Source organism: Pengzhenrongella frigida, from assembly GCF_004168625.1.
Taxonomy (GTDB): Bacteria; Actinomycetota; Actinomycetes; order Actinomycetales; family Cellulomonadaceae; genus Pengzhenrongella; species Pengzhenrongella frigida.
Genome location: NZ_SDWW01000098.1, coordinates 1 through 2590 on the forward strand (window position 1 = coordinate 1; position 2590 = coordinate 2590).

The window sequence follows — 2590 nt, forward strand, 5'->3', positions numbered from 1 at the left end:
TGAGAATGACAACCCCATTTGGCCCCACTTTGATGCTCTGATCTGGCCCCACCCGTTGCGTGTTGGGTCGTGCTTGCCGGCGTCGTTGTCGTCGTCGGCGCGGGTGGGTCAGGTGGTGGTGGCTCCCTTCTTCGCGCGGGTGGCGCGCAGCCGGTAGGACGAGGTGCCGGTGTTGATGATGTGGGCGTTGAACGTGAGTCGGTCGACGACCGCGGCGGCGAGGCGGGGGTCGGTGAAGGTCGCGCCCCACTCGCTGAACATCGCGTTCGAGGCGCAGGCGATGGAGGCGCGTTCTTCGCGTTCGGTGATGATCTGGAACAGCAGCTCGGCCCCGCGTGGGTCCAGGCTGACGTAGCCGATCTCGTCCAGGGCCAGGAGATCGAGGCGGGCGTAGCGGCCCACGGCTCGGGAGAGCTGTTTGTCGTCGGCGGCCTCGATGAGCTCGTTGACCAGGGCGGCGGTGGTCACGTAGCGGACCCGTCGGCCCTGTTCGGCGGCGGCGGTGCCCAGGGCGATGAGCAGGTGGGTCTTGCCGGTCCCGGAGTCGCCGAGCAGCACCAGGGGTTCGCCGGCGTCGATCCATCCGCCGGTGGCCAGGTGCGCGAGCCGTGCTGGGGGCAGGTCGGTGATGGCGGTCGCGTCGAAGTCTTCGAGGCGTTTGGGTCGGGGGAACTTCGCTTCCTTGACTCGCCGCAGGCGGCGCCGGGCGTCGCGGTCGTCGCACTCGGCGGACAGGACTTCGGCGAGGTAGGCCTTGTGGGTCAGTCGTTCGCGGGCTGTGGCGTCGGCCAGGGGTCCGGCTTGGGTGCGGATCGTGGGCAGGGACAACAGGGTGCAGGCCGCGGTGATCGCGGCGTCGGCGGCCGGGTCGCTCAACGCGGTCACCGCGGGGCGGGCGGGCGCGGCGCTCATGCGCCGACCCCCGTCAGGAGTTCGTCGTAGGCGGTCAGGGTCGGGGCGCCCCGGTGCTCGTGGGCGCCCGCCGGGGCGATCGCGGGCACGACCACCAGCGGGGGTGGGGGTGTGTGGGCTTGGGCGACTTGGCGGGCGTGGACCGCCACGACGTCCGCGTCGAACGTCCCCAGCTCGAGCGCGACGCCCATCGCGGCGATCACGTGCGCTGCCGGCAGGGTCCGGTGCAGCAGCAACACACCGACCAGGGCCCGGGTCCCCGCGGCGTCGCCGAGGTTCTTGCGGGCCCCGTCCCAGAACCGTTGATGGGTCCGGGTGAACGTCCCTGACGCGCGGGCGTGGGCCAGGGCGGTCGCCCCGGCCAGGGCGCCGGGCTTGCGGGTCAGGACCTCCAGGTAGTGGTCCAGCTGCAGGTCCTGGGTGTATTTGTGCAGCGAGCGGGTGTGGGTGGCCACGACCGCGCCGTCGGCCAGGGCGTCCAGGGTCCGGGCGCCGAGGTGGACTTGCAGGCGCCGCCCGGCGAACCGCGCCGGCACTGAGTAGTACGACTGGCGCACGCAGACCCGAGCCTTGGCGTCGACCCGGCACGAGAGCATCTCGCCGGGGTCGAACGCGTCGACGGGCAGCGCCCGCAGGCCGGGCGCCTCGCGGGCCGCGGCCGCCCCGACGGTCTCCAGGCGCCCGGTGATCCGCCGGGCGTCGTCCGCGTCGTCGGCGGCGGCCATAAACGCGTTTATGGCCGCCAACGAGGCGAACTTCGGCACGGGCACCAGGTGCCGGCGGCGGAACCGGCCGACCTCGCCCTCGACCCCACCCTTCTCGTGGGCGCCCTCGATGCCGGGATGGCAGAAGAACGAGTCGAACCCGTAGTGCGACCGCAACGCGATGAAGCGGACGTTCTCCAACCGGTCCCGCCCGAGCAGCACCCGGATCACCGCGGGCTTGAGGTTGTCGTAGCGGATCTGACCCGTCGGGACCCCGCCCAGGCGGGCGAACGCCTGGACGTGCCCGTCCAGGAACGACTCCTGGGCCTGGTTCGCGTAGGCGACGTGGACGGCCTTGCCCGAGTGCGACAAGCGCAGCACGAACATCCACAGCTTCACCGTGACGCCCGCGATCACAGCCCGGAACTCCCCGAAGTCGACCTCGGCCTCCTCGGCGGGCAGGTGGGTCTGCGGGACCGCGACCGCCAACGACTGATCGAAGATCTCCCGGCGCAGCTGCCCGACCAGGGCCCGCACGCTCGACTCGGCCACCGCCACCCCCTCCTCCTCGACCAGCCGCTGCCAGACCCGGCGGGAGGTATGGCGCTGCTTGCGGTGCACGGCCTTGTCCGCGATCAGCCACCCGCGCACCGTGGCCACGTGCGGGCCCAACACCGGGGCCAGGCGGACCGGTGGTTTGCGCGGCGGCGGCGTCGCGTCCGCCAACGCCAACCGGACCGTGCGCCGGTGGACCTTGTGCTTGTCAGCCAGTGCCCTGATCGACAAACCGCCATCTCGTGCGTCTCGACGAATACCCTCGAACTGCTCCACTCTCGACATCTCCTTCAACGTCTTACCTCTCCCGTGATCGCCTTGGCAGACGTCACGGACGGTAAGACGGGTGGGTCGGGAGTGGGGCCAAATCAGAGCATCAAAACCGGTCCAAGTGGGGCCAACTCAGGCTGGCACACTCA

General features: G+C 71.2%; 2 protein-coding genes. Both read right to left on the bottom strand.

The annotated features are described in order from the left end of the window. Nucleotides 1–108 precede the first annotated feature (108 nt). Complete coding sequence (gene istB / locus EUA98_RS19430) at nt 109–912, bottom strand: IS21-like element helper ATPase IstB (RefSeq protein WP_130104326.1); 804 nt, start codon at nt 910–912, stop codon at nt 109–111. Then, nucleotides 909–2456 (bottom strand): IS21 family transposase, encoded by a 1548-nt coding sequence (istA, locus tag EUA98_RS19435; RefSeq protein ID WP_255424333.1) that lies wholly within the window; start codon nt 2454–2456, stop codon nt 909–911. The genes istB and istA overlap by 4 nt, the downstream gene beginning before the upstream one ends. Between the last annotated feature and the right edge of the window lie 134 nt (nt 2457–2590).